Consider the following 16,254-nt stretch of genomic DNA (forward strand, 5'->3'; position numbering starts at 1 on the left):
AAATGGAGAAAAAAAGAGTTTTAATAACAGGTGCATCAGGATTTATAGGGCAGTTTGTTTTGAAAGAGATAGCAAAACATGAAGATATAGATTTTTTTACTATTGACACTAGAAAAATAGCAGATGTCAGTATAGAAAAACAGGAATTAGTTTCACTTTTGGATAAAGAGAAACTGATGGAAATTATAAAAAAATATAAACCAAATGTCATTATACATTTAGCCGCAATTGCATTAGTTACTCATGATAATATAGGAGAAATTTATAATGTAAATGTTCAAGGAACTGAGAATTTGCTAGAAGCAGTACAAGAGTACTGTGACAATAGAACTAGAGTAATTTTAGCAAGTACAGCGGGTGTTTATGGAAATCAAGAAGTAGAAAAATATAGGGAAGATCTTCCTTATAATCCTGCTAATAATTATTCATACAGTAAAATGATAACAGAATATTTAGGAAAAAGATATAAAGATAATTTAGAAATTGTTACAATAAGACCATTTAATATAATAGGAGTTGGTCAAAGTGAAAATTTTTTAATTCCTAAATTAGTAGAACATTTTGCAAATAAAAAAGAAAAACTTTCCGTAGGAAATATATCATCTTTTAGAGATTATGTGGATGTTGAATATTGTGCAGAAGTTATACTGGAACTAATACAGAGAGAAAAAATAGATTTTGATGTTCTTAATATTTGTTCAGGAATTCCAACAAGTGGTGAAATGGTATTACAATTACTCCAAGAAATGACATCGTTTAAACCTGAAATTGAAATTTCAAAAAATTTTGTCAGAAAAAATGAAGTTTGGAGAATGATAGGAGATACAACGAGATTATCAAAATTTATGAATGGTAAAAAATCTCAAAGTGTAAAAGATATATTATTAAAAATGTTAGATTATTATAAAAAAAAATAAATTCAGGAGGATAAAATTTTATGAAAAGAGCATTGATAACAGGAATAACAGGACAGGATGGATCATACTTAGCAGAGTTATTATTGGAAAAAGGATATGAAGTATACGGATTAATCAGAAGAAAAAGTGTAATTACTTTTGGAAATATAGAACATAGAAAAGATGAAATAAAATTTATATATGCAGATATGACAGATTTAGTTTCGTTGGTAAATGCAATGAGAATATCTCAAGCTGATGAAGTGTATAACTTAGCAGCACAGTCATTTGTTGGAACTTCTTGGGAACAACCAGGAGCAACAGCTGATATTGATGGAATAGGGGCATTAAATATGCTGGAAGCAATTAGAACAGTAAAACCTGAAGCAAGATTTTATCAGGCATCTACAAGTGAAATGTTTGGACTAGTTCAAGCAATTCCTCAAAATGAAGACACACCTTTTTATCCTAGAAGTCCGTATGGAGTTGCAAAATTATACGGTCACTGGATAACTAAAAATTACAGAGAAAGTTATGATATGTATGCATGTTCAGGAATACTGTTTAACCACGAATCTGAAAGAAGAGGAAAAGAGTTTGTTACTAGAAAAATTACAGATGCAGTTGCTAGAATAAAATTAGGTGTACAGGATGTATTGGAACTTGGAAACCTGGATGCAAAAAGAGACTGGGGACATGCGAAAGATTATGTAAAAGCAATGTGGCTGATGCTTCAGCAAGACAAAGCAGATGACTATGTAATTGCAACAAATGAAACTAGAACAGTTAGGGAATTTGTAGAAAGAGCATTTAAATGTGTGGATATTGATATAGTTTGGGAAGGTCAGGATGTTAATGAAATAGGTAAGGATGCTAAAACAGGAAAGACAGTGGTAAGAATAAATCCTCAATTCTTTAGACCTGCAGAAGTTGATATTTTAATTGGAAATCCTGCAAAAGCTGAAGCAACATTAGGATGGAAAAGAGAAATTTCTTTTGATGAATTAGTTGAGAGAATGGTAAGAAATGATTTAGAATTAGTTGGAAAAGAAATAAAATTGAATAGTTATTAGTTTTTTGTGATAGATAATTAAGGTGAAATGGAGGAGTATATAAAGTGTCAGTTTGGATGGATTTGACAAATACAATGCGTACTTGGAAAGGAGGATGCGTTGGAATTGTAAGAGCTGAATTGGAAATAGCTAAAAATTTAAAAAAAGAGAATCCGGAAATTCGTTTTTGTGTAAGTGAAGAGATAGGATTTTCTGAAATAAAATCAGAAGAATTAGAGTGGCTTTGGAATTCTGACAGTGTATCAGATGCATATATTAAGCATTTTAACAGAAATAATAGAAGTGCTGATTTTGAAATACCGGAAGGATTAAAAAAAGCAATAAATACTTCGCCAGCTAGAATAGAAAGAGTAAGAATTTTAAAAAAGCTTGTGCATTCTAAATTACACGGTATAAAAAAACTAATAGCAATACTTATTACGAATTCAATTTATATACCATTAAAAGTAATTTCAAAATTTAGAAATGAAGTTCGTAATAAGTTATTTTATAAAAAAGAAAACTATGAATTTGTTCATCCTTTTAAAGAGAATGATATAATTTTTTCTTGTGGTTGGTATACAAGTAATAAAGAATACCAATATTCAAGATTAAAGTCATCGTTAGGAAATATAAAATTAATTTATTTAGTTTATGATTTAGTATTAGTAAAAAAAGGATTGAAACATTTGTATGATGGTCAAAAAATCTTTTCAAAATACTTGACATGGATTTCTACTAATTGTGATTATATTTTTTATGGTGGAGAGACTGCTAAAAAAGATGCAGAAGAGTTTTTTAAGGAAAATAAATTACCTATAAAAGAAGGGTTTCCTGTAAAATTTGGTTCTAATATAATAAAAAATGCTAATAGCTGCTCAAAAGAAGATGTTTTAAAGAAATATAACATATCAGATGAGTATATTTTAGCAGTAGGTTCGATAGATCCTAAGAAGAATTATATGACGATATATAGGGCATATAAATTAATGTTACAATCATTGCCTAAAGAAAAAATACCACAATTGGTAATTGTTGGAGGACATCCAACTGGAATAACAGGAGAGTTTATAGGAAATGATACGGAATTATATGGAAAAATAATTTTAATAACACCATCAGATGAAGAATTAGATGTTATTTATAGAAATTGTAAATTTACTATATTACCAACTGTTTATGAAGGGTGGAGTTTGACATTACCTGAATCTTTAAGTTATGGAAAGTTTTGTTTATGTTCAGATGTACCTCCTTTAAGAGAAATAGCAGGTGAATTAACAGATTATGTCGAAACAATGGATTCAGTAGAATGGATGAATAAAATATTGTATTATAATGAGAATGAAGATGTATTAAAATCTTATTCTGAAAAAATAGAAAAAAATTGGAAATCAATAACTTGGAAAGATTGTGGTCAAAAAGTAAATGAGTATTTATTACAAATAGCTAATAAAAATTTAGAATATAATGGGAAAATTTATTATGATTTGACTTTAATCTGGCATTCAATTTTTTCAAAATCTAATGTAAGTGGGATATTAAGAACACAATTACAATTAGCTAAAAATTTGATTAGAGAAATAGAAAATATAGAATATATTGTTCTCCTAGATGATAAGTATGTTGTTTTAGATAAATATTCAATAAATCAATTATTTTCTAGTAAATCTATAGAAGAAGGGTTTAAAGAATTAGGTCATCAAATTGAATGGTTAACAACTCAAAAATCATCAGCAATTTATGAGAAGAAAAGAATGTTATCACGAAACGAAAAATTTGGAGAAGTAATATGGTTGATGATTAGTTTATTTCCTTCAAAAATTCAAAAAATGATGGTAAAACATATAAATAAAATAAAAGAAAAAAAAGGGATACAAATAAAAAAAATAAATTACTTACTTCCTTTTAAGAAAGAAGATATATTTTTTACAGTAGGAGTAGGATATAATGAACACATTTATGAGGTAATAGAAGATTCTAAAAAGAAAAATCAATTTAAATTTTTTCAATTAATTTATGATTTTACTCCAACTATTGTTCCACAAACACATAAGGAAGAAACTAAGAAGTTCTATAAAGTATTTTTAGATAGAACTTACAAGCTTAGTGATGTAGTATTTTATGGTGGAAAAACAGCTATGTTAGATGGTATGAAATATGCCAAGGACAACAATCTTCCAGAAAGAGAAGGGATACCTGTAAAATTTGGAAGTGATGTTACAGTAAAATCAAATTTAGATGATAAAAAATTAAGAGATAAAGTATTTGAAAAATATGATATTGATAAATCTTATATTATGGCAGTTGGTTCTATAGAAGCAAGAAAAAATCATGATATACTATATCAGGCATATTTGGAATTAATGAAAACGACAGAAGACTTACCTCAAATGATTTTCTGCGGATATCCTGGATGGAAAACTGAAGAACTGTTAGAGAAATTAGAAAGAGATGAAAGAATAAAAAATAAAATAATTATAATAACTCCAGATGACACAGAATTAGAAATTTTATATAAAAATAGTTTATTTACAGTATTAGCTAGTTTATATGAAGGTTGGAGTTTAACCCTGCCTGAAAGTTTAAATTATGGGAAGTTTTGTATTGCTTCAGATGTCGCACCTCTTAAAGAGATAGGTGGAGATTTTATTGATTATGCAAATCCTTATAATGCAAAGGAATGGGCAGAGAAAATATTATATTATTATAGAAATTTAGATAAATTAGAAGAAAAAAATAGAAATATAGAAGAAAATTGGAAATCCATTACATGGGAAGAATGTTCTAAAAATGTAGCAAAGGAATTAAAAAAATATTAGGGTGTATCAATTTAAATGATATTAAAAGGAGTAAAGGAAATTATGCAGATGATAAAAAAAATATTTATAAGTTTCTGTCTAGGAATATTAGTACTAATAATGTTATCATTTTTATTAAAATTAAATCCTCAGACTAAATTAGCAGGAGTTTTTATTCCAAATGAGAAACCAAAACTAGAGAAAAAAGCTATTTTATCTGGTAAATATCAATTTGAATACGATAAATGGTTTTCTGATAATTTTCCATTCCGTAGCTATATAGTAAAAGCATATGACCAAATTTTGTATTCTTTTAAAAGTGAATTTAATGGAATACAAAAGGGGAAAAATAAAGACTTACATGGGACAATGTGGATAGATGGTTATTTAATTAATGAGTATGATAAAACTGTAGTAGATGAATATTTAAATAACATTGATTTTATTAATCAGTATCTAAAATCAAAAAATAAAAGATTAATTTATATAATTTCTCCAAATAAAGCAGAAGTTCATAAAGAAACATTACCATTTAAATATAAGTTAATAGATAAAGTTGTAAAAAATAAATCTGGATTAAGAAAATATATTGTTAATTTCTTAGATAAGAAAGAAATTTTTAATTTTGATACAACTTTATTAATGGAAACAAAAGAAAAAGAAAATGAAAGAATGTTTCCTAAAGGTGGAATACACTGGAACCAATTAGGAGCTTCTTATACCCTTGTAGATTTATTTGAAAAAATGAATAATTCTGGAATACGAATACCAAAAGTTTCAATAAAAAATGTAACATATTCAAATGTTCCAACTTCTGATGAAGCAGATTACAAAGACTTGTTAAATGTATATAAGTCTTTTAATGACAGTCCTTATCCAGTAGCAGAATTAGAGTATACTGGAATAGATGAAAGAAAATATAATGTATTTGGAATGACAACAAGTTATACAAATATGATTGTAGAGCAATTTTTTAGATATGGAATGCCTTTTCAAAGATTTAAACGTCTTTATTATAATCAACTTCATTCGGAATTATATTATAATAATGGTGTTATTTCAGGTGAAAGATGGCTACCAGGGATACAGATGGATCAAGTAAATTATCAAGAAATACTCGATTCTTATGATATATTAATAATAGAACATAATGCAGGAGAACTTCCACAGGCACATATGGAATTTGTAAAAAATTTTGCTAATTATTTAAAAAATATCAAAAATTAGCTGAGAAAGGAGTTGAATAATGGTTTTTGCATCACCTATTTTTTTATTTTTATTTTTACCAATAACATTATTAGGATATTATTTAATTCATCCTAAATTTAGGAATTTTTGGTTATTTTTGATGTCTTTTATATTTTATGCTTGGGGTGGTTTATCTTATGCTCTAATTTTACTTTTTTCAACATTAATGAATTATCTTTTTGGAATATTAATTGATAAATCAAAAGAAAAATATAAAAAAAGTATATTAATTTTATCAATAGTTTATAATTTAGGAATTTTAGGATTTTTTAAATATTTTTCATTTATTCTTTATAATATACAGGAAATGATTAGAATATTTATTCCTCAATTTACTATGGAAATTCCTAAAATTTCATTGCCAATTGGAATTTCATTTTTTACATTCCAAATAATGTCTTATGTGATAGATTTATATAGAAAAGAAATTCGTTTACAAAAGAGTTTTCTTAATTTAGGACTTTACATTATGCTATTTCCTCAATTAATTGCAGGACCTATAGTAAGATATATTGATGTAGAAAAAGAAATTTATGAAAGAAAAGTTGATACAGATAAATTCTATATTGGGTTAAAACGATTTGTTCTAGGGCTTGGAAAAAAAGTATTAATAGCAAATGCAATGGGAAGTTGGGCTGATTATGCATTTACAATTTCCTTGGATAAATTAAGTACACCGTTAGCGTGGCTGGGAATTTTTGGATATACAATGCAGATATATTTTGATTTCTCTGCTTATTCAGATATGGCTATTGGATTAGGAAAAATGTTTGGATTTGACTTTTTAGAAAACTTTAATTACCCATATATTTCTCAAAATATCCAAGAATTTTGGAGAAGATGGCATATGTCCTTATCAGGATGGTTTAGAGATTATCTTTATATACCTCTTGGTGGGAATAGAAAAGGTAAAAAGAAAGCATATATAAATAGTTTTATTGTTTTCTTCTGTACGGGATTATGGCATGGAGCAGCTTGGAATTTTATATTTTGGGGATTATTTCACGGAATGTTTTTAATTATTGAGAAAATAGGATTTGGGGATATTTTAAAAAGGATTCCAAGAATTTTTAGACACATATACACATTATTAGTAGTAATTATAGGGTGGGTATTTTTTAGGGCTGAAACTTTCACTATGGCACTAAGATATTTGAAACGACTATTTATTTTTGATTTTAATAAATTAGAATATTTTTTCTTAGGATTAGATAATTGGAAAATTTTTATGGGGTTGTGTGCTATAATTTTTTCTTTACCTAGTATACAGTTTGCCAAGAAGTATTTAGCAAATAATATAAAAGAAAGTTTTTTATATGAGTTAAGTAGTATGCTATTATACATTATGTTATTCTTGATTTCCATATGTTTTATTACAGGGTCTAGCTTTAATCCTTTTATATATTTTAGGTTTTAAATTTTATTAAGTCAAAAAAGAAGGGAATTAATTTAAATGAGAGTATTGAAAGAAATATACAATTATAGACAGATGATTTACAGTTTGGTTAATAAAGAGCTCAAAGTGAGATACAAAGGATCTATTTTAGGTTTTTTCTGGACATTTTTAAATCCGTTATTACAGTTGACAATTTATACAATTGTATTTTCTGTTATTTTGAAATCCAGTATAAAAAATTTCCATATCTATCTATTTGTAGGACTTGTTCCATGGATTTTTTTTACGACATGTATTCAAGCTGGTTCTGTTAGTATAGTAGCAAATAAAGATTTAGTGAAAAAAATTTATTTTCCTAGAATAGTATTGCCTATAGCTACTGTAAATGCTGCATTTATGAATATGGTTTATACAATGATAGTAGTTATTTTAACAGTATCTTTCAGTGAAGTTGGATTAAGTTGGTACGTGTTATTATTACCAATTATTATGATTTTACAGTATATAATGGTACTAGGTATTACCTTCATATTTGCTGCATTGAATGTATTCTTTAGAGATTTAGAGTATATTTTGAATATAGTTATAATGGCTTGGTTTTATGCGACACCGATTGTTTATTCAATAGATATGGTTCCTGCAGAATATAAAGGAATATTTTTAATGAATCCAATGACAAGTATTATAATATTTTATAGAGAAATACTATATTATAAAAAATTACCAGATTTTTCATTTTTTGGGAGTGCAGTGCTGTATAGTATAATTATGATATTTGTTGGATATTTTGTGTTTGAGAAATTGCAAAAAAGCTTTGCGGAGGAACTATAATGAAAGAAATAGCTATAAGTGTAGACAATGTTGAAAAGAGTTTTAAAATTTATAAGGATAAAGGATTTACATTAAAAGAAAGAGTATTGTTTTTTAAGAGTAGAAATGCATATGTTAAAAATAATATTCTTAAAGGAATATCTTTTGATATAGAAAAAGGAGATATTTTAGGTATAATTGGAAAAAATGGTTCTGGAAAAAGTACTCTATTGAAATTAATCACAAGAATTATATATCCTGATTCAGGAAGTATAAAAATAAATGGAAAGGTATCCAGTTTAATAGAACTTGGAGCAGGATTTCATCCAGATATGACAGGGAGAGAAAATATTTATATAAATGCTTCTATATATGGATTAACAAAAAAGGAAATTGATGCTAAGTTAGATACAATTATTAAATTTTCAGAATTAGAAGAATTTATAGACAGTCCAATTAGGACATATTCTTCTGGAATGTATATGAGGTTGGCTTTTTCAGTAGCAATTAATGTCGAAGCAGAAATTCTTTTAATAGATGAAATATTATCAGTTGGAGATGCAAATTTTCAAGCAAAATGTTTTAAAAAAATGCAAGAATTAAAGGATAGTGGCATAACTATAGTTATAGTATCTCATGATTTACATACAATGAAGGAATTATGCAATAAGGTAATCTGGATAGAATCAGGTAAAATCAGGGAAAGTGGAGATGCAGAGACTGTAATTTCAAAATATTTAAATGAAATTATGAATAGTTAAAGAATAATACAATAGTCTTAATAGAATAAAAATAAATAAAAGTATGAAAATTGATGCAATATAAAGTTTAGATACTTTTGGAATTTCCAAAAGTATCTAAAGTATCTAAAAATATTGGAATAAATAAAAAAAGTAAAAAAATAAAATCTAATATACTTTATATAAAAGAGTATAATGGGGAAAATGGGAAGACTTTTTGCTAGAATATTTAATTAAATAGAAAATATAAGATATTATATCTTTAGAAAGATAGGTCGAACTAATGAAAATATTAGAAAAATATAATTTTTATAATATAAAAAAACAAAAAATAAAATTTTCAAAATCTCTAATTATTTGGGTGTTTTTTTTATTTATTGGAATAGTTGTTCCATCAATAGTGGCAATAAAAAATGAATCACAAAAAGAAGAAGCTTCTAAATTATACAACTGGCAATTGTCTAAAGAATTATCAAAAGGAACAGTTTTTGAACAAAAAGTTTATATTCCAGGGTATATAACAAAATACGGAGTCTTATTTACAACATATGGAAGAAGTAATAAAGGTAAAATAAAAGTTGAATTATCACAAGGAAATAAGAAAAAAGTAGAAATAATAGATATGTCTAAAATAAAAGATAATGATTTTCATTTTTTTAATCTTAAATTTTTTCAATTTAAAAAAGGAGAAGCTACCTTAAAAATAGAAGGAATTGATGGCGAAGTAGGAAACTCAGTATCTATGCATGAAACAGAAGATATTATGTATGGAGAGTTACTTCAAAATGGAGAAAACACAGAAAAATCATTAGTTCAGAGGCTAGAGTTTTATGAAGTAAATACTATAGTAACAGGACAAATCATATTTTTATTTTTAGCAATATCGAGTTATTTTTATTTTTTAAAATTGATAAAAAAACAGAAAAAAAATAATATTAAAATATATATAGTAACAGCACTAATAGCATTTTTTTTAATAAATATAAAAGCTCCAGTACTATCATTTAAAGCAGAACCTTATGCAGAAGAATTTTATGACTTTTTCTATTATGCTCGTAAAGGAATTACAGGAAATATTTTTAGAATGGAAGGTGGTTATTTTCCTTTATTCCATAGATTGATAGCAATCTTAATAGCAAAATTAGGATTTAATGCCAAATGGACAATTTTTTTAATGTCAAATGTAGCTATTTTAATTATAAGTTTTGGATCTTCTGTCTTTATATTACATAGATTTAGAAAGTATGGGAACATATTTTTTAGATTTACAATAAGTATATTATTTGCGGTATTTAATATATTTCCATATGCTGAAACTCATACATTTATAGCATTTGCATATATGAATATAATAATGATTTTTTATATAAGTTTAATAGACTTTAACGAATTAAAGAGAAAAAATTATATATTATTAATGATATTAACAGTATTATTATGTATTTCAAAATTACATTATATTACGTTGCTACCTGTTGCAATGGGAATTTTAATATTGTTGTGGAAAAAATTGAAAGTAAGAGAAAAAATATTTCTTACTTCTATTGTATTATCAACAATGATTCAATTAGTTTATACATATAGACATACGAAAAATTGGATAAGATTTGATAATGAACCAGCATATAGAATAGTTGGAAGGCATACTACAGTTTGGTTTAGACCAATAGGGAAAATAAAGATTCTAGAAATAATAAATATAGGAACACATCAGATAATACAGCAATTTATAAGTATATTTAACTTTGGAATAGAACAAAGTCAAAATATTCTTAATTTAAATATGATGTATCTGATAATTTTTATAATAATAGTAGGTATTTTAGTATATATCAGTATTAAAAATAGAAATAGAGAAAGTGTTATAATATTGAGTTTACTATCTTTGATTTTTATTAATTCGTATTTGAATGTTATATCTAAGGTATGGAGTGGTTTAAATCTTTGGTCAACAGCATTTGGAGCAATAAATACAAGACATGCATTATTAACCAGAATACCAATGCTTCTTATATTAGTATTAATTCCTTCTATTTTAAAAAGAAATATTGGAGAAAAAAGAAATAATATAAAAATTTTATACAATATTTTAATAATATTTATCATATCAAGATACTCTCCAATAATAAATAATAATGTTTTTAGATATGATGAAGTTCATTCAGATTGGAAAATATATTCAAAGTTTTATAAAACTGAAAGGTGGACTCTCCCAATTTATCCATTCTTTATAATGGAAAATCAAAAAGGTTATTATATTGGAAAAGAAACAGGTAAAATAGAATATACTTATTTTTTAGGTGAAAAATACTATTTAGATGATTTAAATTCAAAAGAGGAAACAACAGAAATGGTATTACCAAAACCTCTTAAATTAGAATATCTATATACAAAAAGAGTAAGAAACTATAATTTTGATAAAATAAAACTTATAGGATATGATATACAAGGAAATAAAGTATTAGAACTATTACAACTTAATGATAAGGAGAGAAGTTATATTGGATTTAAAAATGATAATCCAAATATAGAAATTTCAAAAATTCAATTTTTAAATGAAAATAATAGAAAAGCATACATAGTTCCTGAAATTGTAATAGGAACTCCATAAAGGAAGAAAAAATAAAATTTAGAAAGGAAATATATAAAAATAAATGATAGAACTTTTTAAATACGGTATAATAGGGGCATTAACTACATTTTTGAATATCTTTATTTATTTTATTTTAAGAAGTATTTTGAATTTAAACTATATTTTCTCAAGTATAATTGCATGGATTTTAGCTTTGATATTTTCTTTCTTTGCAAATAGAAGTTTTGTTTTTGAAAAAAAAGAAAAATTGAAAAATAAAGTATTAAAAGAATTTCTATTTTTTGCTCTCACAAGATACATAACAGGACTTTTAGATATAGGAATTATGGTTATTGGTGTTGAAGTTTTTAAACAAGATGATAAATTATTAAAAATAATTTCCAATGTAATAGGAATAATATTAAATTATATAACTTCAAAATTTTTGATTTTTAAAAAATAAGCTATAAAATGCTATATTTCTGGATCAAGTTCGTAAAAGGAGAATAAAAATAATGAAAATGTCTATTGTTATACCATGTTATAATGAAGAAGAGAATATACCGATAATTCTTGATAAATTTGATAATATTTTGACTAATGAAGATATAGAAATAATATTAGTTAATAATGGTTCAACTGATAATTCAGATGAAGTTTTAAAGAGATTACTTCCTAAATATTTATTTGCAAGAACTGTACTAGTTCCGATAAATAAAGGATATGGTTATGGTATTTTTCAAGGGTTAAAAGAAGCAAAGGGAGATTTCTTAGGATGGATGCATGCAGATATGCAGACAGATCCTCAAGATGTTATAAGAGCTTATAAAATATTGGAAAAAAATAATTGGAATAAAAATATATATGTGAAAGGAAAAAGAAAAAAAAGGTCTTTTGTTGAAAATTTTTTTACAATAGGGATGTCGATTTTTGAAACAATTTATCTTAGAGAGTTTCTTTGGGATATAAATGGACAACCAAATGTATTTTCAAGAAAATTTTATAATACATGGATAGAACCTCCAAAAGATTTTTCATTTGATTTATACGTATTATATATGGCAAAGAAGCAAAGATTAGATTTTAAAAGAATAGATGTACTTTTTCCAAGTAGAATAAATGGAGTTTCAAGTTGGAATACAGGATTATTGTCTAAATGGAAATTAATAAAAAAAATAATAAAATTTAGTATAGAATTAAAGAAAAAAGGTATAAGATGATGATATTGAAAAGGTTAAAAAAAATAATTTTAAATTACATATTTTTAATATTTATAGGTATAGCAACAATTTTTTTTATAAATAATGTTAGAAAATATGGTAAAAATTTTGAATATAATTTAAAATACTTGATATTATTTACTTTGTTATATATAGTATCACATATTTTTAGATTTATTAGATTTTTTATAATTTATATTGAAGAAAAAAAAAATTTAAAAGAACTAATAAATGTTTATCTTTCATATACATATGTAAATTATTTTATACCTTTTAAATTAGGAGATTTATTTAAAATTTTGGAAATATCGTATATGCTTGATAATTTTGGTAAAGGTTTCATTGGAACCTGGATAGATAGATTTTTTGATACTTTAATATTGACGTTTATTTTAATATTTGGAATAGGATTAAAACAAGTTGTAAGCTATAAATTACTTTTCTATTTGTCATCATTTTTGTTTTTTTCTGTTTTTTGTTACCTTTGTTTTAGATATACATACCTATATGCAAATAGAATAATTTTAACAAAAAGTGAAACCAGAAAAGGAATTTATATCTTAAAAGTTATTGAACAAATAAATGAATTATATAATTATGCAAAATATTTATTAAAAGGAAGAATTCCAATATTATTTTTTATAAGCATATTAGTTTGGATATTTGAAATATCATCTTATGATTTATTTGCTAGAGCTTTTAATTTTGAATTTAATTTTTTAATGATTCCTGAGATATTGACCTTTAAATTATTTGATTCAGTAGAAATAATAAAAATATCCTATATTATATTTTTTATGGGGATTTTTTCTGTCATATTTAGAATAAAAATCAGATATTTTAGTAAAAAATAAAAAAGGGGAGAAAAAATGGAAAAAAAAATATGTTTTGTTTATGATGATATAGAAAAACCATCAAGAATAATTTCTGGAATTATAGGAAAAAAAAGATATAGTGAGATTATTTACAAGAAAGTTAAATTTATAGAAAGATTGAAACAAACTCTAGAAAAATTTTATAATACTCAGATTAGGTTCGAATATTTAAAAAATAAGATAGAAATTGAAAATTTAAGAGAAAATTTATTATTTGAAGATAAAGAAGGTTCAGAAAAAATATACATTCATTTTTTATCAAGTAATGTCATAGTAAATGAAGAAAAATTTTTTATATTTTTAGAAAAATGCAAGTATATTAATCAAATAATGGTAGATAATAAATATAATTCCAGTATAATGGTATTTCCAAATATACAAAGTTATTCTGAATATCTGACAAAAAGAACATTAGATAATAATAAAAATCAATTTTTTTTAGATAAAGAAGAAATTTTACCAAATAATTTTAAAATAAATTTATCAGAATTAAGAGATTTTTTACTCTTTTTTTCAGGAAGTTTTGAAGCAAGGTACTTTAATTCTTTATCAAGTGATAAATATACAATAACAAAAAGTTCTGTTGATAAAATAAAAATGAAAAAAGAGCATGATTTTTATTATATGCTTCCACATCATATGCAAAAATGGATGGTAATGCCGTATGATTATAAAGAAAATAAAGAAAGAGCTTCATATACGATGGAAAGATTAAATATTCCTGATATTGCATTACAATGGATTCATAATTCATTTAACGAAGAGAGTTTTGAAAATTATCTAAATAAAATATTTGAATTTATAATAACAAGAGAGAGAAGAAATATATCAAAGGAAAAATTCAATAAAATTTTTAATGAGTTGTACTATAAAAAAGTTGAAGAACGAATACGAAAATTAAAAGAAATGGAAATTTATGGAGAAATAGATTTATTTATAAAATTTTCAACTGATTATAACTCGATAGATGAAATATTCGTAGAATATAAAAAATATTATAATGAAATTTTTAATAAAAAATTTAAATATATTGAAGTTATTGGGCATGGAGATCCCTGTTTCTCAAATACCTTGTATGATAAATCATCTGAGATGTTAAAATTAATAGATCCGAAAGGAGCATTAAGTGAAGATGAAATGTATACTAATGAATATTATGATTTAGCGAAATTATCTCATTCAATATTAGGAAATTATGATTTTATGAATAACGGTTTATTTACAATAGAATTGAATAATGATTTAAAAATGGACTTAAAAATTGAGAGTGCAAATTTAAAATCATTACAGGATATGTTTATTAAAAAGGTAAAAGAGTATGGATACGATATGGAAGTAATAAGAGTATGTGAGATTTCTTTATTCTTATCGATGCTTCCATTACATATTGATATACCAAGTAAAGTTTTTGCTTTTATATTAAATGCTATAAATATGATGAAGGAGTTGGATAAAGATGGAAAATAAAGGCACTTTAGTCGTAGATTTAGATGGAACAATTTGTCCTATAAAAAAATCAAATGAAAGATATGAAGATTTGAAACCTTATGATAATATTGTAAAAAAATTGAAAGAATACAAAAAAGAAGGATTTAGAATATTAATATTTACGGCAAGACAAATGAGAACTCATGGAGGAAATTTAGGATTAATTAATGTCCATACATCAAGAATGACAATGAATTGGTTAGATAAATGGGATATTCCTTATGATGAAATAATTTTTGGAAAACCATGGCCAGGAAAAGGTGGTTTTTACATTGATGATAGAGCAATAAGACCTGATGAATTTTTGAAATATAATGAAGAAGAGCTGAATAAAATGTTAGATAGTGCAAGAGAGAGGATAGATTAAAAAATAAAATATATTGTCAGGAGTTTATTTATGGGAAATATAAATTTAATAATGCCTATGGCAGGTGGAGGGACAAGATTTAAAAAAGAGGGGATTGATATTCCTAAACCCTTAATTGAATTAAATGGGAAACCTTTCTTTTTTTGGGCAACTCAGTCAATTATAAAGTTTGTTAAAATTGATGAGCTTATTTTTGTTGTACTAAAAGAGCATGTTGAGAAATATAAGATAGATAGGGAAATTTTAAAATATTACCCTAATGCTAAGTTGAAAATTATTGATCAAGTTTTAAATGGAGCAGTGTTAACATGTCTTGAAGGAATAGAATTAATTGATAATGAAAATCCAGTTTTATTTAATGACTGTGATCATAGTTTTTTGTGTAAAACTTTTTATGATTTTATTTTAAAAAGCAAGAATGATATTGATGGAGCAATTTTAACATTTACTTCTAATGATCCAAGATTTAGCTATATCGAAATAAATGATTTAGGAAACGTTATTAGAACCATAGAAAAAAAAGTTATAAGTAATAAAGCGATTTGTGGAGCATATTATTTTAAAAATAAAAATATATTTAAAAAATCTGCACAGAAATATTTAGATGATTGTAATTATAATGAATATTTTATTAGTGGAGTATATAATATTATGATTAAAGAGAATATGAAAATAAAATATTTTTTAACAGATTTACATATATCTTTTGGAACACCTGAAGAATACAAAGAAGTACAAAATTATAATTTTAAAGAATTGTTATAAATAAAGGATATAAATGGTATAATAAAT

Annotated in this window: 14 protein-coding genes; all 14 read left to right on the forward strand. The window is 24.7% G+C overall.

What is annotated here, in order from left to right:
* The first annotated feature begins 2 nt into the window (after nt 1-2).
* A complete protein-coding gene (locus tag HMPREF1984_RS10530) occupies nt 3-917 on the forward strand; it encodes an NAD(P)-dependent oxidoreductase (protein WP_021767990.1) in 915 nt (304 codons plus the stop codon).
* Between the two features lie 20 nt (nt 918-937).
* Entirely contained in the window at nt 938-1,969 is a 1,032-nt protein-coding gene (gene gmd, locus HMPREF1984_RS10535; protein WP_021767991.1) for a GDP-mannose 4,6-dehydratase, read from the forward strand.
* A gap of 56 nt (nt 1,970-2,025) precedes the next feature.
* A complete protein-coding gene (locus tag HMPREF1984_RS10540) occupies nt 2,026-4,767 on the forward strand; it encodes a glycosyltransferase (RefSeq protein ID WP_021767992.1) in 2,742 nt (913 codons plus the stop codon).
* 15 nt (nt 4,768-4,782) lie between these two features.
* Nucleotides 4,783-5,973, forward strand: a complete 1,191-nt coding sequence (locus HMPREF1984_RS10545; RefSeq protein ID WP_021767993.1) for a hypothetical protein — start codon at nt 4,783-4,785, stop codon at nt 5,971-5,973.
* 19 nt (nt 5,974-5,992) lie between these two features.
* Complete coding sequence (locus HMPREF1984_RS10550) at nt 5,993-7,411, forward strand: MBOAT family protein (RefSeq protein WP_021767994.1); 1,419 nt, start codon at nt 5,993-5,995, stop codon at nt 7,409-7,411.
* A 36-nt stretch (nt 7,412-7,447) separates the two neighbouring features.
* The gene (locus tag HMPREF1984_RS10555) at nt 7,448-8,221 is read left to right on the forward strand and encodes an ABC transporter permease (RefSeq protein ID WP_021767995.1); all 774 of its coding nucleotides are present in this window, start codon (nt 7,448-7,450) and stop codon (nt 8,219-8,221) included.
* Nucleotides 8,221-8,961: an ABC transporter ATP-binding protein gene (locus HMPREF1984_RS10560; RefSeq protein ID WP_021767996.1), complete on the forward strand. Its 741-nt coding sequence runs from the start codon at nt 8,221-8,223 to the stop codon at nt 8,959-8,961. The genes HMPREF1984_RS10555 and HMPREF1984_RS10560 overlap by 1 nt, the downstream gene beginning before the upstream one ends.
* A 262-nt stretch (nt 8,962-9,223) precedes the next feature.
* On the forward strand, nt 9,224-11,551 hold the full coding sequence (locus HMPREF1984_RS10565; protein WP_021767998.1) for a hypothetical protein: 2,328 nt from the start codon (nt 9,224-9,226) through the stop codon (nt 11,549-11,551).
* A gap of 43 nt (nt 11,552-11,594) precedes the next feature.
* The gene (locus HMPREF1984_RS10570) at nt 11,595-11,975 is read left to right on the forward strand and encodes a GtrA family protein (protein WP_021767999.1); all 381 of its coding nucleotides are present in this window, start codon (nt 11,595-11,597) and stop codon (nt 11,973-11,975) included.
* A 52-nt stretch (nt 11,976-12,027) separates the two neighbouring features.
* Entirely contained in the window at nt 12,028-12,732 is a 705-nt protein-coding gene (locus tag HMPREF1984_RS10575; protein WP_021768000.1) for a glycosyltransferase family 2 protein, read from the forward strand.
* Nucleotides 12,729-13,586: a lysylphosphatidylglycerol synthase domain-containing protein gene (locus HMPREF1984_RS10580; RefSeq protein ID WP_021768001.1), complete on the forward strand. Its 858-nt coding sequence runs from the start codon at nt 12,729-12,731 to the stop codon at nt 13,584-13,586. Before HMPREF1984_RS10575 ends, HMPREF1984_RS10580 begins: the two co-directional genes overlap by 4 nt.
* A gap of 15 nt (nt 13,587-13,601) precedes the next feature.
* On the forward strand, nt 13,602-15,074 hold the full coding sequence (locus tag HMPREF1984_RS10585) for a hypothetical protein (protein ID WP_021768002.1): 1,473 nt from the start codon (nt 13,602-13,604) through the stop codon (nt 15,072-15,074).
* Nucleotides 15,064-15,462, forward strand: a complete 399-nt coding sequence (locus HMPREF1984_RS10590) for a capsule biosynthesis phosphatase (RefSeq protein WP_021768003.1) — start codon at nt 15,064-15,066, stop codon at nt 15,460-15,462. Before HMPREF1984_RS10585 ends, HMPREF1984_RS10590 begins: the two co-directional genes overlap by 11 nt.
* A 30-nt stretch (nt 15,463-15,492) precedes the next feature.
* Nucleotides 15,493-16,227, forward strand: coding sequence for a glycosyltransferase family 2 protein (locus tag HMPREF1984_RS10595; protein WP_021768004.1), 735 nt, complete (start codon nt 15,493-15,495; stop codon nt 16,225-16,227).
* Nucleotides 16,228-16,254: the final 27 nt, after the last annotated feature.

It is taken from the genome of Leptotrichia sp. oral taxon 215 str. W9775 (assembly GCF_000469505.1).
Taxonomy (GTDB): Bacteria; Fusobacteriota; Fusobacteriia; order Fusobacteriales; family Leptotrichiaceae; genus Leptotrichia_A.